Below are 14,011 nucleotides of genomic sequence, written 5' to 3' on the forward strand. Positions count from 1 at the left end.
GCGGGTCCGTCCCTTGCGGGGGCGGGCCCGCTTTTGTGTTGCCTGAGAGGATCCACGAGTGAGTGACGAAGTAGAGCCCGGGTTCGTGCGGGTGCGGCTTGACCTGTCGTACGACGGCAAGGGCTTCTCCGGGTGGGCCAAGCAGCGGGACGGGCAGCGGACCGTCCAGGGGGAGATCGAGGCCGCGCTGCGGACCGTGACGCGCTCCCAGGAGACGTACGAGCTGACCGTCGCGGGGCGGACCGACAGCGGGGTGCACGCGCGGGGGCAGGTCGCCCACGTCGATCTGCCCGAGAGCGTGTGGGAGGAGCACCGCGAGAAGCTGCTGCGGCGGCTCGCGGGGCGGCTGTCCCACGACGTGCGGGTGTGGAAGGTGGCCGAGGCGCCCGTCGGGTTCAACGCGCGGTTTTCCGCCGTCTGGCGGCGGTACGCCTATCGCGTCACCGACCACCCCGGTGGCGTCGACCCGCTGCTGCGCGGTCATGTGCTCTGGCACGACTGGGAGTTGGACCTCGACGCCATGAACGCCGCCGCCGAGCACCTGATCGGCGAGCACGACTTCGCCGCCTACTGCAAGCGGCGTGAGGGGGCCACCACCATTCGTACGCTCCAGGAGCTGCGGTGGGAGCGGCGGCCCGACGGGATCCTTGAGGCGACCGTCCGCGCCGACGCCTTCTGCCACAACATGGTGCGCTCCCTCGTCGGCGCCATGCTGTTCGTGGGGGACGGGCACCGGCCCGTGGAGTGGCCCGGGAAGGTGCTTCAGGCGCGCGTGCGGGACTCGGCGGTGCACGTGGTGCGGCCGCACGGGCTCACGCTGGAGGAAGTCGGCTACCCCGCCGACGAGTTGCTCGCCGCGCGCAACAAGGAAGCGCGCAACAAGCGGACGCTGCCCGGCTCCGGCTCAGGCTGCTGCTGAGCCGGCTGGAGGGCTACCGCGGGGCGGCGGCCGCGGCCGATGCCTGGGCCTCGCCCCGCTGGTTGATCCGCTGGAAGGCGAAGCGGGCGAGGGTGTCGCCGACGGCGTAGGCCTTGCTGTCGCCCGTCGTCACGTCCTTGCCGTTGGTGTAGCCCGTGGTGGTGAAGTAGGCGTAGCGGCCGTACGCGTTGTACGTGCCGCGGCACACCCCGGTCTGGCAGAAGCCGGGCACGCCCTTGCCGGGCAACGCGGTGACCAGGCCTTTATTCACCTCGTCCTTGACCTTCGCGGCGTCGGCCGAGGTGTCGAAGACGGCGACACCGACGGTGACCGCGAGGCCGCCCTTGAGGTAGCTGGCGCGGATCAGACGCGTGCAGTCGTGCTTGGTGAGGATCGCGCCGAGGGCGGGCTGGGTGACGGACGCGCAGCTCTTGGTGCTGTCCGTCGCGCCCTTCTTGTAGACCGTCTCGCCCGAGGTGAACGTCTTGCCGGGGAAGAGGCCCTCCGGGGTGAGGGGCGCCTTGTCCTTCTTGGCGCTGGAGATGAAGTCCTTGGGGTTCGGCGGGGGCGGCGGCGTGGTCTCTTTGAAGGTCGGGCCCGGGTCGTCGCTCTCCCCGGGGATGTCCGCCGTCGCCGGCAGTTCACTGGCCGGCTTGTTCGAGGCGGTGGCGTCGTCGCTGTTCGCGGAGACGACGGTGATCGCCACGGCCGCCGCGATGCCGATCGTGGCGAACGCGCCGCCGCCGATCATCAGCCATTTGCGGCGCCGGGTGCGTGCCTCGGAGGCTTCGGCGAGCGCCGCCCAGTCGGGCGTGGGACCGCCGCCGGGCCCGCCCGTTCCCCCCGGACCCCATTGAGGTCCCCCTTGCCCAAAGCTCATGGGGCGCATCTTAGACGGGGGCCCGGGATGTTGAGCGGGGGTCGCGGGGGGTCCCCGGCCTAGCCTGAGCCGTATGAATACGGGCAAATCGGCGGTAAGCGGATGGTTGCTGCGGCCCTCCGGGTGGCATGTCCGGGCCGTCCTCGGTCTGGTGCTGCTCGCCGGGGCCGTCCGGGTGGGGCTGCGGTCGCCCGACGGCGGCATGGACAACGCCATCGTGGTGCGGGCCGCCGAGGCGTGGATCCACGGGCGCTCGCCCTACGCCGACCGGCACTTCCTCTACCTGCCGGCGGCCGTCCTCGCAGCGGTGCCGCAGGCCCTGCTCCCCGCCGGGGTCGTGCGCTTCCTGGTGCCCGCCGGTGTCACCGCGGGTCTCGTCGCCGGCTGGCTGTGCGCGCTGCGGCTGTACGAGGTGCCGTGGCGCAGCCGGTTCGCCGCGTACGGCCTGCTGGGGCTCGCGCTCGGCTTCACGCCCTTCGGGCACCTCGTCCAGCTCGGCAACTGGACGGTGGCGTCCGCGGCGGCGCTGCCGCTCGCCCTGCTGCTCGTGTGCCGCGGGCGGTGGACCGCGGCCGGGCTCGTCATCGGCGCCGCCGTCGCCGTGAAGCCGCTGCTCGTGCCCGTCGCGCTCCTCTTCGTCTTCGCGGGGCGGTGGCGGGCGCTCGGGGCGGCGGTCGCGGTCCCCGCGGTGGCCTCGCTGGGGGCCGCGCTCGTGATGCCGGATCCCGCCGGGTTCTTCACGCGGACGCTGCCCTTCCTGCTGCGCGGCGACGACGCCTTCGTACGGCTCTACGAGGCGTCGCCCTCGGCGGTCCTGGCGCGGGTCGGGGTGCCGCAGTCGGCGGCGACGCTGCTCGCGGGGTGTGCCGCCGCCGCCGGGGTGTGGTGTGCCTGGCGGCGGTGGGGGAGGGGCGACGAGGGGCCGTCCAGGGTGGTGGAGTGCGCCACGATGCTGATGCTTTCGGCCTTTCTCGTCTCCCGGCCCTCGTACGACCACTACCTCCTCGTCGTGCTGCCGCTGCTGCTCGCGGGGGTGCTGACGGCGGGGGCGCCGGGGCGCGGTCCGTGGTTCTGGGTGGCGCTGGTCCCGCAGGTACCCGGCTTCACCTGGCCCTGGCTGGAGCCGATGACGCGGCGGGCCTTCAAGGACGCGGCGACGCTGTGTCTGCTCGCGGTCACGGTCGGGTGGGCGTGTGCGGTGGGGGCGCTGCACGCTCGGTGCGGGGTGGAGCGGGCGGGCGGTTACCCTGATGAGTACAGACCTGTCCGTGATGTGTGAGTCGCCGGTGCCGGTCTTCAGGGCCGCGTTTTGACCGGTACGGGGCGGCGCAGGTACTCTCGGGGATTGATACGTATTGGTGTCCTCGATCTCACGCGAAAGGGCCCTTACGTAGGTTCCCTGGAGCAGTTACCAGTGGCTCGCATACGGGCAGCGTCCCCGGCATTGTGAGCCCCAGCTGCATGATCGCTTCCTGGGTGCCGTGTGTCTGGACCCCATCCACTGAAGAAGCGAAGGCTACTAAGTGCGTACGTACAGCCCCAAGCCCGGCGATGTGACCCGCCAGTGGCACGTCATCGACGCCCGGGACATCGTCCTCGGTCGTCTGGCGACCACCGCCGCCACCCTCCTGCGTGGCAAGCACAAGCCGATCTACGCCCCCCACGTTGACACCGGTGACTTCGTCATCATCATCAACGCGGAGAAGGTGCACCTCTCCGGCAACAAGAAGACCCAGAAGATGGCGTACCGCCACTCCGGTTACCCGGGTGGTCTGCGTTCCGTCCGCTACGACGAGCTGCTTGAGAAGAGCCCCGAGAAGGCCGTGGAGAAGGCCGTCAAGGGCATGCTCCCGAAGAACACCCTGGGCCGTCAGATGCTCTCGAAGCTGAAGGTCTACGCCGGCGACCAGCACCCGCACGGTGCTCAGCAGCCGGTCCCGTTCGAGATCACCCAGGTCGCGCAGTAGTTCCGGCCACCCCCTAAGACGAAAAGAAATCTGAGGAGAATCGTGGCCGAGACCACCGTTGAGCAGCCGGTCGAAGAGACCGAGGTTGTTGACGTCGAGCAGTACACCACCGAGTCCGAGGCTCCCCTTGAGGGCGAGTACACCTCGGAGTCGAACGCCGCGCGCTTCGGTGACCCCCAGCCGGCCGCCGGCCTGGGCCGTCGCAAGAACGCCATCGCCCGCGTCCGGATCGTCCCGGGCACCGGCAAGTGGAAGGTCAACGGGCGCACGCTTGAGGACTACTTCCCGAACAAGGTCCACCAGCAGGAAGTCAACGAGCCCTTCAAGGTGCTTGAGCTCGACGGCCGCTACGACGTCATCGCCCGCATCGCGGGTGGCGGCGTCTCCGGTCAGGCCGGTGCGCTCCGTCTCGGTGTCGCCCGTGCGCTGAACGAGGCCGACGTCGAGAACAACCGCGGCGCCCTCAAGAAGGCCGGTTACCTCAAGCGTGACGACCGTGCGGTCGAGCGCAAGAAGGCCGGTCTCAAGAAGGCCCGTAAGGCCCCGCAGTACAGCAAGCGCTAATCGCTGCCTGCTTGGCCAGCTTGTACTTTTCGTTCGCCCCGGCGGCACATCCTGTGCTCGCCGGGGCGTTCGTCTATCAAGAACGAACGTTCGGAGGACAGCAGTGGGACGACTCTTCGGCACGGACGGCGTGCGCGGTGTCGCCAACGCGGATCTGACGGCCGAGCTCGCGCTCGGACTCTCCGTGGCGGCGGCGCACGTACTGGCCGAGGTGGGCACCTTTGAAGGCCATCGCCCGGTGGCGGTGGTCGGGCGGGACCCGCGCGCGTCCGGGGAGTTCCTGGAGGCCGCGGTGGTCGCCGGCCTCGCGAGCGCGGGCGTGGACGTCCTGCGCGTCGGTGTGCTGCCCACTCCCGCGGTGGCCCATCTCACCGGTGCGCTGGGCGCCGACCTCGGCGTGATGCTCTCCGCCAGCCACAACGCCATGCCTGACAACGGCATCAAGTTCTTCGCGCGCGGCGGCCACAAGCTCGCCGACGAGCTGGAGGACCGCATCGAGGCCGAGTACGACGAGCAGTTCGCGCACCGCACCGCCGCCCCGTGGCAGCGGCCCACCGGCGCGGGCGTCGGCCGCGTGAACGCCTACGACCAGGGGCTCGACCAGTACATCGCGCACCTGCTCGGGGTCCTCCCCAACCGCCTCGACGGACTGAAGATCGTCCTCGACGAGGCGCACGGCGCCGCCGCCCGTGTCTCGCCCGAGGCGTTCACGCGCGCCGGTGCCGAGATCATCACCATCGGCGCGCAGCCCGACGGCCTGAACATCAACGACGGCTGCGGCTCCACCCACCTCGACCTGCTCAAGGCCGCCGTCGTCGAGCACGGAGCCGACCTCGGCATCGCACACGACGGGGACGCGGACCGCTGCCTGGCCGTGGACCACACCGGCGCGGAGGTCGACGGCGACCAGATCCTCGCCGTGCTGGCCCTCGCCATGCGCGAGCACGGCACACTGCGTCACGACACCGTTGTCGCCACCGTCATGTCGAACCTCGGCTTCAAGCTCGCCATGGAGGCCCAGGGCCTCTCCCTGGTGCAGACCGCCGTCGGCGACCGGTACGTCCTGGAGTCGATGAAGGAGCACGGTTTCGCCCTCGGCGGCGAGCAGTCCGGGCACGTCATCGTCCTCGACCACGCCACCACCGGTGACGGCACGCTGACCGGGCTGCTGCTGGCCGCCCGCGTCGCCGAGACCGGACGTACGCTGGCCGACCTCGCCGGTGTCATGGAGCGGCTGCCGCAGGTCCTCATCAACGTGCCGGACGTCGACAAGTCGCGCGTGAAGACCTCCGCCGAGCTGGCGACCGCCGTCGCCGACGCCGAGCGCGAGCTGGGCTCCACCGGCCGGGTGCTGCTGCGGCCCTCCGGGACGGAGCCGCTGGTGCGGGTCATGGTCGAGGCCGCCGACATCGAGCAGGCGCGGTCCGTGGCCGAGCGGCTCGCGGACTCGGTCAAGTCCGCGCTGGGCTAAGCGCGCCGCGGCTTGGCGGTACGGTCGCGCTGCGTGGCCCAGAGGGCCTTCTGGGCCAGCAGCGTGAGCGTGCCCGCCAGCACGATGCCGAGCAGGTTCAGCAGGAGCTGTTCGGTGGAGCCCCACGCCTGCTTGTACTCGCTGTAGCTGAAGGCGACCGCGGCGTTCGCCGCCGCGGGGACCGTCGTCACGGAGATCGCCACGCCCACCAAGGCGCCCGACTTCGCCGACGTGAGGGAGAGCGTGCCCGCGGCGCCCGCGAGGACCGCGACGACGAACGAGAACCAGTCCGGGCGGTAGATGAAGTTCGTGTTCGGCCGCTCCGCCTTCAGGGCCTGGTGGGTGAACAGGTCCGTGGCGTCCATGAAGTAGCTGAACCCGACCGTCACCACCATCGCCACCAGGAAGCCCACCAGCAGCGCGACCAGTGAGCGCAGGGCCAGCCGGGGCGCGCGCCGCACCAGGGCCGTGCAGAAACCGGCGAGGGGGCCGAACTCCGGTCCGACGGCCATCGCGCCCACGATCAGGATCGCGTTGTCGAGCACGACGCCGCAGGCCGCGATCATCGTGGCGAGCGTGATGAACGCGATGTACGTGATCGAGAGCGTCGACTCCTCGTGGGTCGCGTCGGACAGCTGCTCCCACAGGACCGCGTCCGCCGCCTCGCCCGGAGCGTCGTGCTCCGCCTTGTCGGCGCGGTCGGAGAGGGACAGGTCGATATTCTCGACCGCGATCGAGCCGCACTTGTCGAGGTCCAGTGCGCGCAGGCCGCCGATCAGCTCGTCGCCCGCCTCGCGTGCGACGTCGCACATGATCACGTCGCCCTTGGGGTGGCGGGCCGCGCCGGGCACCACGGCCAGGTGCGTGGTGCCGGTCGTTCCCTCGATCAGGCGCAGTACGTCGTCGGTCTTGTCCGCAGGGGAGATCAGGCGCAGGTGCAGCATGTGCGCAGGGTAGTCGGGCGGTCGAGATGGGTGGGGCGGGCGGGGGAAATCAGAGTTTGCGCAGGCTCAGGCGTTGCACCTTGTGGTCGGGGCCCTTGCGGACCACCAGGGCCGCGCGGCCCCGGGTGGGCGCCACGTTCTCCAGCAGGTTCGGCTTGTTGATCGTGCGCCAGGTCGTGCGGGCGTAGTCGAGGGCTTCCTCTTCCGACACCTGCGTGTACCTGCGGAAGTACGAGGACGGGTTCTGGAACGCCGTGTCGCGCAGTTTCTTGAAGCGGTTCAGGTACCAGCGCTCGATGTCCTCGGTGCGGGCGTCGACGTACACGCTGAAGTCGAAGTAGTCCGCGAGGCCCACGCGGGTGCGGCCGTCCTTGCCGGGGAGGGCGGGCTGCAGGACGTTCAGGCCCTCGACGATGAGGATGTCGGGGCGGCGGACGGTGAGGCGCTTGCCCGGGATGATGTCGTAGATCAGGTGGGAGTAGACCGGGGCCGTGACCTCCTTCTTCCCCGCCTTGATGTCCGCCACGAAGCGGGTGAGGGCGCGGCGGTCGTACGACTCGGGGAAGCCCTTGCGGGACATCAGGCCCCGCGCTTCGAGCTCCTTGGTGGGCAGGAGGAAGCCGTCGGTCGTCACCAGTTCCACGCGGGGGTGTTCCGGCCAGCGGGAGAGCAGGGCCTGGAGGAGGCGGGCGACGGTGGATTTGCCGACGGCGACGGAGCCCGCGACTCCTATGACGAAGGGCGTTCCGGACTGGGACCGCTTCTCGCCGAGGAAGGTGTTGAGAGCGCCGCGCAGGCCGTCCGTCGCTCCTACGTAGAGGTTCAGGAGGCGGGAGAGCGGGAGGTAGATGTCGCGGACCTCGTCCAGGTCGATGACGTCTCCGAGGCCGCGCAGCTTCTCCACCTCCTCCGCCGTCAGGGGCAGGGGCGTCTTCTCCCGCAGAGCGCTCCACTCGGCGCGGGTGAGGTCGAGGTAGGGAGTCGCCTCCGGCTTGTGCCGGTGGGCGCTCCGCTGCGCCTTGTCTGGCGCGGAGACCGAAGGGATCACAGTCCATTGTTACGGCTGTTCGAACGGTGGTGGGGTGGGGCGTGTGGTGGGGTGTGTCACGCTGAGCCGGTGGTTTTCGGGCGATTTCTGGGGTGAGTGGGCCTGTGATTATCGGGGTCGGCATCGACGTGGCCGAGATCGAGCGGTTCGGGGCCGCGATGGCGCGGACGCCGGGGATGGCCGAACGGCTGTTCCTGGAGAGCGAGTTGCTGCTGCCGAGCGGGGAGCGGCGGGGGGTGGCTTCGCTGGCGGCGCGGTTCGCGGCGAAGGAGGCCTTGGCGAAGGCGTTGGGGGCGCCGGGGGGGCTTCGGTGGACCGATGCCGAGGTGTTCGTGGAGGGGAGTGGGCAGCCGCGGGTGCGGGTGCGGGGGACTGTGGCGGCTCGGGCGGCGGAGTTGGGGGTGCGGGCTTGGCATGTATCGCTCAGCCATGACGCGGGGGTTGCTTCTGCGGTGGTGATTGCTGAGGGGTAGCGGGTGCGGGTGCGGGTGCGGGTGCGCGTGCGGCTCGGGCGGGGGCGCCTGGGGTCGTTTTCGGGGGCGGGGGCGCGGGGGTATGTCCGTGCTCGCCATCTTGGCGCCGGGCCTTTGCTGCTTCGGTGCCCTGATGACCACCACTGTGCTCCGCGCGCACATACCCCCGCGTCCCCTCCGGTGCGCTCGCGGGTGCGGCATTTCGTCGGGTTCGCGGCTCGCTGGTGGGGGACACTCACGGGCATGCGTGATGCGTACGGTGTGGAGAGTGTCAGGGCGGCGGAGCTTGAGCTCATGGCGCGGGGGCCCGAAGGGGCCTTGATGCAGCGTGCCGCGGCGGGGCTCGCCGCCGAGTGCGCGCAGTTGCTCGGCAAGGTGTACGGCTCCCGGGTCACGCTGTTGGTGGGCAGTGGGGACAACGGTGGGGACGCCCTGTATGCCGGGGCCCGGCTCGCCCGGCGGGGGGCGGGGGTCAGCGCGGTGTTGCTGGCTCCGGAGCGGACCCATGCCGGAGGGCTCGCCGCGTTGCGGGCCGCCGGGGGTGTGATCGTGGACGGCGGTGCCGACCGGGCTGAGGGCGTGGTCGCGCGGGCCCGGCTGGTCGTGGACGGGATCGTGGGGATCGGGGGGCGGGGCGGGCTCCGGGAGCGGGCGGCCCGGCTCGTCGCCGCCGCCGCGCCGGACGCGTTGGTCGTCGCCGTGGATCTGCCGAGCGGCGTCGACGCGGACACCGGTGAGGTGCACGGCGAGGCGGTGCGGGCCGATGTGACGGTGACGTTCGGGGCGTACAAGCCGGGGCTGATGATCGATCCCGGGCGGGAGTACGCGGGTGCCGTGCGGCTCGTCGACATCGGTCTGGAACTGGTGGACCGGGAGCGGGTGTTGGAGGCCCTTCAGTACGTCGATGTCGCGGGGCTGCTGCCGCTGCCGGGTGGCGAGAGTGACAAGTACCGGCGCGGGGTCGTCGGTGTCGTCGCCGGTTCCGCGCGGTATCCCGGCGCCGCCGTGCTCTGCGTGGCCGGGGCGCTGCGCGGGGGCGCGGGCGCCGTGCGGTACGTGGGGCCCGCCGCGGACGCCGTCATCGCGCGGTTCCCCGAGGCGCTGGTCTCCGCCGGGCCGCCGTCGAAGGCGGGGCGGGTGCAGGCCTGGGTCGTGGGGCCCGGCCTCGGTGACGACGAGGAGCGGCTGCGGGACGTGGTCGGCGCCGAGGTGCCGGTGCTGATCGACGCCGACGGGCTGCGGCTTGCCCAGGAGCGGGCGGTGCGGGAGCGCCGCGCGCCCACGCTGCTCACGCCGCACGCGGGGGAGGCAGCCGCCCTTCTCGGTGTCGCCCGGGAGGAGGTGGAAGCGGCCCGGCTCGCCGCCGTGCGGGAGCTGGCGGGGCGGTTCGGTGCGACCGTCCTGCTGAAGGGCTCCACCACCCTGGTCGGCTCGCCCGAGGGTGCTGTGCGCGTCAACGCCACCGGCACGCCCTGGCTCGCCACCGCGGGCAGCGGCGACGTGCTGTCCGGACTCGCGGGGTCCCTGCTCGCGGCGGGCCTCGGCGCGCGGGACGCGGGGTCCGTGGGCGCGTATCTGCACGGCCTCGCCGCCCGGCGCGCCGCTGATGGGGCGCCTGTGGCCGCGCAGGATGTGGCTGAGGCGGTCTCCGTTGCTTGGCGGGATGTGCGGCGGGGCGGTTGACGGGCTGTGGGGGGCAGCGGTCGTGGGGGTGGTCCGGCCGGGTGGGGTGTGGCTGACGCGGTTGCCGGGCGTGTGCGTGGGTCCGTGGGCGCGTATCTGCACGGCCTCGCCGCCCGGCGCGCCGCTGATGGGGCGCCTGTGGCCGCGCAGGATGTGGCTGAGGTGGTCTCCGTTGCTTGGCGGGATGTGCGGCGGGGCGCGGTTGGCCGGGGCCGACTTGGTGGGATGTGGTCGGTGGGATGTGCCGCCGGGCACGCGGGTCTGGCTGTCGGTGCGCTCTGAGAGACTGGTGCGCGATGAACGAGACAGCCTCTTTCCGCGTCCGCGCCGAGATCGACCTCGCCGCTCTGCGCGCCAACGTGCGCTCGCTGCGCGCCCACGCGCCGGGCGCCGCCTTCATGGCCGTGGTGAAGGCCGACGGGTATGGCCACGGAGCGGTGCCCTGCGCCAGGGCCGCTGTCCAGGCGGGCGCCGCCTGGATCGGCACCGCGACGCCGGAGGAGGCCCTGGCCCTGCGCGCGGCGGGCCTGCCGGGGCGGATCATGTGCTGGCTGTGGACGCCCGGCGGCCCCTGGCGCGAGGGCGTCGAGGCCGACCTCGACATGTCGGTGAGCGCGCTGTGGGCGCTGCGCGAGGTGACGGCGTCGGCCCGCGAGGCGGGGCGCATCGCACGTATCCAGCTCAAGGCCGACACCGGCCTCGGGCGCAACGGCTGCATGCCGGCCGACTGGCCCGAGCTGATCGCCGAGTCCCTGCGCGCCGAGGCCGAGGGGCTCGTCAAGGTCACCGGTCTCTGGTCGCACTTCGCGTGCGCCGACGAGCCGGGGCACCCCTCGATCGCCGCCCAGCTCACCGTCTTCAGGGAGATGGTCGCGTACGCCGAGGACCAGGGCATACGCCCCGAGGTGCGGCACATCGCCAACTCACCGGCGACGCTCACGCTCCCGGAGGCGCACTTCGATCTCGTACGGGCGGGCATCGCGACGTACGGCGTCTCGCCGAGCCCCGAGGTGGGCACCCCCGCGGACTTCGGGCTGCGGCCCGTCATGACGCTCACCGCCTCGCTGGCCCACGTGAAGCGCGCCCCGGCGGGCCACGGCGTGAGTTACGGGCATCACTACGTCACCCCGGGGAGACGACCCTCGGCCTCATCCCGGCCGGGTACGGCGACGGCATCCCGCGTCACGCCTCCGGCACGGCCCCGGTGCTCGTCGGCGGCAAGTGGCGGACGGCCGCGGGCCGCGTGGCGATGGATCAGTTCGTGGTCGACCTCGGCGGGGACGAGCCCGAAGTGGGCGCCGAGGCCGTGCTGTTCGGGCCGGGTGACCGCGGGGAGCCGACCGCCGAGGACTGGGCGCAGGCGGCGGGCACCATCGCGTACGAGATCGTCACCCGCATCGGATCGCGTGTGCCGCGCGTATACGTGAATGAGCGGCCCGGCACCGGAGAGACGTGAACGAGCAGTCCGACCACTGACTAGGAGCGGCACGTGAGCGAGAGCAGCACGGGGGCTGCCGCGGCGGAAGCGGTGACGGAGGCCGCCGCCGCGGCGGGGAGCTGGCGCCGGGCCGGGGTGGCCGGCGCGGCGCTGGGTGTCATCGCCGCGGGCGCGGCCGCCGGGGTCGCCATCGAGCGGCTCACCGTCGGCCGGGGCATGCGCAAGAAGGCCCGCCTCGCCCTGGACGCCGCGGGACCCTACGGCTCGCTGCGCGGCATGCCCGGCACGGCGTACGCGGACGACGGCACGGAGCTGGCCTACGAGGTCGAGGAAGCCGAGGGCGCCCCGGCCGGTGCCGTCACCCTCGTCTTCAGCCACGGCTACTGCCTGAACCAGGACTCCTGGCACTTCCAGCGGGCCGCCCTGCGCGGCACGGTCCGCGCGGTCTACTGGGACCAGCGCAGCCACGCCCGCTCGGGCCGGGGCGTCGACCAGGCGGAGCGCGACGTGCCGGTCTCCATCGACCAGTTGGGGCGCGACCTGAAGGCCGTCATCGACGCGGCGGCGCCAAAGGGGCCGCTCGTCCTCGTCGGGCACTCCATGGGCGGCATGACGACGATGGCTCTGGCCGACCAGTTCCCGGAGCTGATCCGCGAGCGCGTCGTGGGCGTCGCCCTCGTCGGTACGTCCTCGGGGCAGCTCGGTCAGGTGAACTTCGGGCTGCCGGTGGCGGGGATGAACGCGGTGCGGCGGGTGCTGCCCGGCGTGCTGCGGGCGCTGGGCTCGCAGGCCGAGCTGGTGGAGCGCGGGCGGCGGGCCACCGCCGATCTCTTCGCGGGCGTCATCAAGCGGTACTCGTTCTCACGCAAGGACGTCGACCCGGCGATCTCGCGCTTCGCCGAGCGGATGATCGAGTCGACGCCGATCGACGTCGTCGCGGAGTTCTACCCGGCCTTCGCCGAGCACGACAAGGCGGCGGCCCTCGCGCACTTCGCGGGGCTGCCGGTGCTGGTCCTCGCGGGGGAGAAGGACCTGGTCACACCGAGCGAGCACAGCGAGGCGATCGCCGCGCTGCTGCCGGACGCCGAGCTGGTCCTGGTCCCCGACGCCGGGCACCTGGTCATGCTGGAACACCCCGAGGTGGTCACGGACCGCCTCGCCGACCTGCTGTCCAGGGTGGGCGCCGGTGGCCGGGCGGCAGCCGACGCGGGGTCCTCCAGCGGCTAACGTGGTCGGTATGGAAGCACCGCACCACCAGGCCCCCGCCAACGTTCTCAAGATCACCATCAACTCCCCCGAACAGATGGGCGAGTTGGGCCGACGCCTGGCCAAACTCCTGCACCCCGGCGACCTCGTCATGCTCACCGGTGAGCTCGGCGCCGGCAAGACGACGCTGACCCGCGGTCTCGGCGAAGGGCTCGGCGTGCGCGGCGCCGTCACCTCGCCGACCTTCGTCATCGCCCGCGTCCACCCGCCGCTCGGCGCGGGCCCCGCGCTGGTGCACGTCGACGCGTACCGCCTGGGCGGCGGCCTCGACGAGATGGAGGATCTCGACCTCGACGTCTCGCTCCCCGAATCGGTCGTCGTCGTGGAGTGGGGCGAGGGCAAGGTCGAGGAGCTGACCGAGGACCGGCTGCACGTCGTCATCCACCGGGCCGTCGGCGACACGACGGACGAGGTGCGCGAGGTGACGCTGACCGGGCTCGGCGAGCGGTGGGCCGACGCGGACCTGGCGTCGCTCGCGGCCTAGGCGCGGCACGGGCTTGGTACGTTCACCCGAAGGTTCCGACAAGTCGTCGGCAAAATATTGCGTCGCGTGCGTCGCCCGTGGTCACATGGAGACCGGTCTTGGTTAGGTCTACCTAACCACGTCTGTCCCCGGGAGCCCAGGAGGCATCCATGCCGGCTTCAGAACGTGACGCACAGCCGCAGCCGCACGGGCTGCCGGGACCTCTGGCCGTCTCCGGCCCCGCGCACCTGTCGATGAGCGACCTGCTGGCATCGTGCGCCGCCGCCACGGCCGTCTCCACGCCGCCCAGGCATCCGGCGCCCGCCGGGAACCGGCCTACGGAACGACGACGACCTTCTTGCTGATCGTCGCGAACTCCCACATCGCGTTGCCGTGCGCGCGCGACTCGCGGATGCCGCCGGTCTTCTTCGACGGGTCGGGCTTCGGCGTGGAGTTGTCGACCGCGGCGCTAAACCCGACCGCGATGCCGTCGACGCTCGTGAACCGCACGACGTGCTCGATCGGCACACCGTCCGTACCGGTGACGGAGCCGGAGCGGGAGGTGACGGCGTACGTGCCCGGCGCCGGGTCGACCGAGCCCGGCGTCACCTTGTAGGTGATCCGCGGCTTGCCCGAGGCCTCGACTAGCCAGACGCGGTCCTCGGCCAGGGAGTACACGACCCGCTCGCCCGCACCGGACCGAGCGGGCACCACCGTCGGGTCGGCCTTCTCCTTGGGGCTGCGCGGGGCGGAGGCGCCGGGGGACTTCTCGGGGCGCTTGCCCAGGTCCTCCGGGACGCTGGCCGAGGCCTGGTAGGCGAGGAAGCCGATCGCGGCGACCGCAGCGGCGGTGAGCCCGGCCACAAATCCCGAGCTGCTCCTTGACACCTTGCGC

13 protein-coding genes and 1 pseudogene are annotated in these 14,011 nt (G+C 72.1%); 10 read left to right on the forward strand and 4 right to left on the reverse strand.

Features of this window, described 5'->3' with window-relative positions:
• The first annotated feature begins 58 nt into the window (after nt 1-58).
• The gene (gene truA, locus ACOBQB_RS32270; RefSeq protein WP_423596726.1) at nt 59-919 is read left to right on the forward strand and encodes a tRNA pseudouridine(38-40) synthase TruA; all 861 of its coding nucleotides are present in this window, start codon (nt 59-61) and stop codon (nt 917-919) included.
• A 13-nt stretch (nt 920-932) separates the two neighbouring features.
• On the opposite strand, the gene ACOBQB_RS32275 is transcribed toward truA, so the two are convergent.
• Nucleotides 933-1,799: a hypothetical protein gene (locus ACOBQB_RS32275; protein WP_423596728.1), complete on the reverse strand. Its 867-nt coding sequence runs from the start codon at nt 1,797-1,799 to the stop codon at nt 933-935.
• A gap of 73 nt (nt 1,800-1,872) precedes the next feature.
• On the opposite strand from ACOBQB_RS32275, the gene ACOBQB_RS32280 reads away from it, so the two are divergent.
• The 4 genes from ACOBQB_RS32280 to glmM all read left to right on the forward strand — a co-directional run bounded on the left by ACOBQB_RS32280 (nt 1,873) and on the right by glmM (nt 5,801).
• Nucleotides 1,873-3,078 (forward strand): glycosyltransferase family 87 protein, encoded by a 1,206-nt coding sequence (locus tag ACOBQB_RS32280; protein ID WP_423596730.1) that lies wholly within the window; start codon nt 1,873-1,875, stop codon nt 3,076-3,078.
• Between the two features lie 244 nt (nt 3,079-3,322).
• Nucleotides 3,323-3,766 (forward strand): 50S ribosomal protein L13, encoded by a 444-nt coding sequence (gene rplM, locus ACOBQB_RS32285; protein WP_030782512.1) that lies wholly within the window; start codon nt 3,323-3,325, stop codon nt 3,764-3,766.
• 42 nt (nt 3,767-3,808) lie between these two features.
• Entirely contained in the window at nt 3,809-4,330 is a 522-nt protein-coding gene (gene rpsI, locus ACOBQB_RS32290) for a 30S ribosomal protein S9 (protein WP_055534112.1), read from the forward strand.
• Between the two features lie 103 nt (nt 4,331-4,433).
• Nucleotides 4,434-5,801, forward strand: a complete 1,368-nt coding sequence (gene glmM / locus ACOBQB_RS32295; RefSeq protein ID WP_423596733.1) for a phosphoglucosamine mutase — start codon at nt 4,434-4,436, stop codon at nt 5,799-5,801.
• On the opposite strand, the gene ACOBQB_RS32300 is transcribed toward glmM, so the two are convergent.
• Together ACOBQB_RS32300 and coaA are read right to left on the reverse strand one after the other, a co-directional pair.
• Nucleotides 5,798-6,745: a DUF389 domain-containing protein gene (locus ACOBQB_RS32300; protein WP_423596735.1), complete on the reverse strand. Its 948-nt coding sequence runs from the start codon at nt 6,743-6,745 to the stop codon at nt 5,798-5,800. The genes glmM and ACOBQB_RS32300 overlap by 4 nt on opposite strands.
• 49 nt (nt 6,746-6,794) lie before the next feature.
• Nucleotides 6,795-7,790 carry a type I pantothenate kinase gene (gene coaA, locus ACOBQB_RS32305; RefSeq protein ID WP_423598901.1) on the reverse strand — a complete coding sequence of 332 codons (996 nt, stop codon included), beginning with the start codon at nt 7,788-7,790 and terminating at the stop codon, nt 6,795-6,797.
• A 107-nt stretch (nt 7,791-7,897) separates the two neighbouring features.
• On the opposite strand from coaA, the gene ACOBQB_RS32310 reads away from it, so the two are divergent.
• From ACOBQB_RS32310 to tsaE, 5 genes and pseudogenes are all read left to right on the forward strand, one after another.
• The gene (locus tag ACOBQB_RS32310; RefSeq protein ID WP_423596737.1) at nt 7,898-8,266 is read left to right on the forward strand and encodes a holo-ACP synthase; all 369 of its coding nucleotides are present in this window, start codon (nt 7,898-7,900) and stop codon (nt 8,264-8,266) included.
• Between the two features lie 243 nt (nt 8,267-8,509).
• Nucleotides 8,510-9,949 (forward strand): NAD(P)H-hydrate dehydratase, encoded by a 1,440-nt coding sequence (locus ACOBQB_RS32315; protein ID WP_423596739.1) that lies wholly within the window; start codon nt 8,510-8,512, stop codon nt 9,947-9,949.
• A 296-nt stretch (nt 9,950-10,245) separates the two neighbouring features.
• A pseudogene (alr, locus tag ACOBQB_RS32320) lies at nt 10,246-11,405 on the forward strand (alanine racemase).
• A 33-nt stretch (nt 11,406-11,438) separates the two neighbouring features.
• Nucleotides 11,439-12,614: an alpha/beta fold hydrolase gene (locus ACOBQB_RS32325; protein ID WP_423596741.1), complete on the forward strand. Its 1,176-nt coding sequence runs from the start codon at nt 11,439-11,441 to the stop codon at nt 12,612-12,614.
• Between the two features lie 10 nt (nt 12,615-12,624).
• Nucleotides 12,625-13,137 (forward strand): tRNA (adenosine(37)-N6)-threonylcarbamoyltransferase complex ATPase subunit type 1 TsaE, encoded by a 513-nt coding sequence (gene tsaE / locus ACOBQB_RS32330; RefSeq protein ID WP_423596743.1) that lies wholly within the window; start codon nt 12,625-12,627, stop codon nt 13,135-13,137.
• Nucleotides 13,138-13,452: 315 nt separating this feature from the next.
• Here the strand turns inward: tsaE and ACOBQB_RS32335 are convergent, their stop codons facing one another.
• Nucleotides 13,453-14,004: a hypothetical protein gene (locus ACOBQB_RS32335; protein WP_423596745.1), complete on the reverse strand. Its 552-nt coding sequence runs from the start codon at nt 14,002-14,004 to the stop codon at nt 13,453-13,455.
• Nucleotides 14,005-14,011 lie beyond the last annotated feature (7 nt).

The sequence above is a fragment of the Streptomyces sp. G5(2025) genome, assembly GCF_049542075.1.
In the GTDB taxonomy this organism is placed as follows: Bacteria; Actinomycetota; Actinomycetes; order Streptomycetales; family Streptomycetaceae; genus Streptomyces.